The organism is Paenibacillus sp. N119s (assembly GCF_059447605.1).
The window spans coordinates 1-2,886 of sequence record NZ_JCAJRU010000379.1 but is presented as its reverse complement, the minus strand read 5'-3'; the positions used below and the strand labels follow the sequence as shown (position 1 = coordinate 2,886).

The window sequence follows — 2,886 nt, the reverse complement described above, 5'->3', positions numbered from 1 at the left end:
GCTCGCTCAGGAATTGGACAAGAAGGCAGCAGCACTGGGACTGCGAGTTCAGGCTTTTGTGCAGGTCAATATTTCCGGAGAAGTCTCAAAATATGGCTTATCTCCCGAGGCGGTTGCCCCCTTCTTGGAACAAATTCGCGAGTTGAAACATGTGGACGTCATCGGCTTGATGACGATGGCTCCTCATGAGGAGAACCCAGAACATACTCGACCTGTGTTTCGAGGGTTGCGCGAATTGCGTGATCAGTTAAATGGACAAGCCTTGACTAGAGAACCCATTGTTCACTTGTCTATGGGGATGTCTAATGATTTTGAAGTGGCGATTGAAGAAGGAGCGACCTGGTTGCGGCTTGGTTCCGTACTGGTCGGACGAGAGGAGGATTTTCAGTGGGCGTAATGAATAAGTTCATGAACTTTCTGGGGCTTCAGGAAGAAGAGGAAGTTATAGAGCGAGAGATTATGAATACGCCGGAAGATCAAGAAATTGAAACCCCAAGCTTTGATAAACGTAAGAACCAGAGGGGCACGAATGTTGTCAGCATCCACTCACAGAAAAATGTGAAAGTTGTTCTGTATGAGCCGCGTTCTTACGATGAAGCACAGGAAATCGCCGATCATATCCGTTCACATCGCACCGTCGTGGTTAACCTGCAACGAATTCGCAAGGATCAGGCCCTACGTATCATTGATTTTTTGAGCGGTACTGTGTATGCACTGAGCGGCGGCATTTCGAAGGTCGGTAACAATATTTTTCTGTGCACACCGGATACGGTTGAAATTCAAGGCTCCATTACAGAAATACTGGCTGACACTGAACAAGAACTTAACAGAATGAGGTGAGCTTTTCTTGATCGAGGTAATTTACTGGCTATTTCAGATTTATTCGTACATGATCATTGCATATGTTCTGCTGTCATGGCTTCCTAATGCCAGAGAGAGTGTGATCGGTGATTTACTTGCTAAATTTGTGGAACCGTATTTGTCTCCTTTCCGCAGGTTTATACCGCCCATCTTCGGGATGATTGATATTTCACCTATTATAGCGCTGATTGCGCTGCGTTTTGCATCGTATGGTTTGATTTCTTTAATTGGCAATTTCGTCTAGGAGGGTTTATGCGAACTGAGATTTATGAGCATTTTCACCCGGATGAACGGGATTATGTGGATCGCGCTTCCGAATGGATCAGTCATGCGGGAGCTTATCATGAGCAGAAGCTGACTGATTTTTTGGATCCGCGACAACAGTACATATTGGAGACGCTTGCTTCGAAGGAAGACAAGGTCACGATCAGGGTAGATGGCGGATACACAGCTTCAGAACGAAAGCGGGCGCTGATTGCGCCCGATTATTCGTATTTGAACGATGAAGAAATGGGAATTAAGGTCCTTTCCATTACTTCTGATGATCATAAACTCAATACCCTTGAGCATGGTGATTATCTAGGTGCCATATTGGGGCTTGGAATCAAGCGTGGAAAAATAGGGGACATTCACGTCCTGGATGATGGCTGTCATGTATTGGTAGCATCCGAGATCGGAGATTTTTTGACCATGCATTTGCAGCAGGTGCATCGTGTTCATGTATGGACGGAACTGTTGCCAGTAGCAAGTCTCCGAACGAAGGAAGTTGCATTAGAGGCGATGGATCTGACAGTGGCTTCATTGCGCTTGGACGGGATTGCTAGCGATGTATACAAATTGAGCCGTAGTAAAATATTAGCACCGATTCGAGCAGGACGATGTCGGATAAACTGGAAGGTGGAGGAGAATCCATCTACTTCACTTAAAGTGGGGGACGTTATTTCCATGCAAGGATTTGGACGTTTCAAGGTGCTCGAAACAGACGGAATGACAAAAAAGGGTAGATTCCGTGTCAAAATTGGTAAGTTTGTATAGCTGTAGGCAGGATTTATGAGCATTCTGTCGAAAGAGTTAACCTATAGCACAGAACTGGAACGATTTTGCTCTGTACAGTATTCACAAAACGGGTTATGATGACCGATAGATGATAATGAGCGTCGTGACGCGGAAAATGAATTTTTTGTCAATCTTATAGGAGGTGGACGGCATGCCATTAACGCCATTGGATATACATAACAAGGAATTTGCCCGCCGGCTTCGCGGTTATGATGAGGATCAAGTTAATGAATTTTTGGATCAGGTGATCAAGGATTACGAGGGCGTTATTCGAGAAAATAAAGAATTGAGCACCCAGTTGTTGAACGTACAGGAGAAGCTCGATCATTTCGCGACGATTGAGGATACGCTGAGCAAGACAATTATTGTCGCGCAGGAAGCAGCTGATGAAGTTCGCAACAACGCCAAGAAAGAATCTCAACTGATCGTGAAGGAAGCGGAAAAAAATGCGGATCGTATTGTGAACGAAGCATTGTCCAAATCCCGCAAAATCGCGTTGGAGGTAGAAGAGCTGAAGAAGCAGGCTTCAATTTACCGAGCACGGTTCCGTACATTGGTGGAAGCACAGCTCGACTTGTTAAGCCAAGACGGCTGGGAAGCACTTGAAAACCGGGAACGCGAAGTGCTGGAACGCGAGCGTGAAATGAAAGAAATTTACTAATTTTGATTTCTGACAAGCTTTTATTTGGTCTTGTTAGGGTTGACTTTTATCTTTAAACAGGCTATAACTGTAAATACTATACTGGATTCAACGATCATCCGTCTATCGGCTGATGGTTGTTATTCAAGGCAACGAAGTTGCTGGTTTAATATTTCGATGAATTTAACATGTTTAATTCGTTGATGGGAACGAGTACGTCATGATTTGTCCCTCAGAGAGTTGGCCTTCCGGTGCAAGCCAACGTTCAGAACATGACTGAAAATCCTCCCGGAGAAGTGGGCTGAAGCGCTTGATTTTATGGCGTGTGT

General features: G+C 45.0%; 5 protein-coding genes. All 5 read left to right on the top strand.

The genetic code is table 11. The features are described 5' to 3' along the window. On the top strand, positions 1–397 hold a 397-nt coding region (locus AC5V8P_RS24870; protein ID WP_495473988.1), incomplete at its 5' end, for an alanine racemase. Next, positions 388–840: a cell division protein SepF gene (locus tag AC5V8P_RS24865; protein WP_063210149.1), complete on the top strand. Its 453-nt coding sequence runs from the start codon at positions 388–390 to the stop codon at positions 838–840. The genes AC5V8P_RS24870 and AC5V8P_RS24865, both read left to right, overlap by 10 nt. Before the next feature lie 7 nt (positions 841–847). Further along, entirely contained in the window at positions 848–1,105 is a 258-nt protein-coding gene (locus AC5V8P_RS24860) for a YggT family protein (protein WP_063210150.1), read from the top strand. An 8-nt stretch (positions 1,106–1,113) separates the two neighbouring features. Then, positions 1,114–1,896, top strand: coding sequence for a YlmH family RNA-binding protein (locus tag AC5V8P_RS24855; RefSeq protein WP_064796065.1), 783 nt, complete (start codon positions 1,114–1,116; stop codon positions 1,894–1,896). A gap of 172 nt (positions 1,897–2,068) precedes the next feature. Further along, the gene (locus tag AC5V8P_RS24850) at positions 2,069–2,578 is read left to right on the top strand and encodes a DivIVA domain-containing protein (protein WP_013311075.1); all 510 of its coding nucleotides are present in this window, start codon (positions 2,069–2,071) and stop codon (positions 2,576–2,578) included. The last annotated feature ends 308 nt before the right edge of the window (positions 2,579–2,886 follow it).

Excerpts from the sequence above, each read along its gene's own strand:
- AC5V8P_RS24850 (WP_013311075.1), top strand. The coding sequence starts at position 2,069 with ATGCCATTAACGCCATTGGATATACATAACAAGGAATTTGCCCGCCGG.
- AC5V8P_RS24855 (WP_064796065.1), top strand. The coding sequence starts at position 1,114 with ATGCGAACTGAGATTTATGAGCATTTTCACCCGGATGAACGGGATTAT.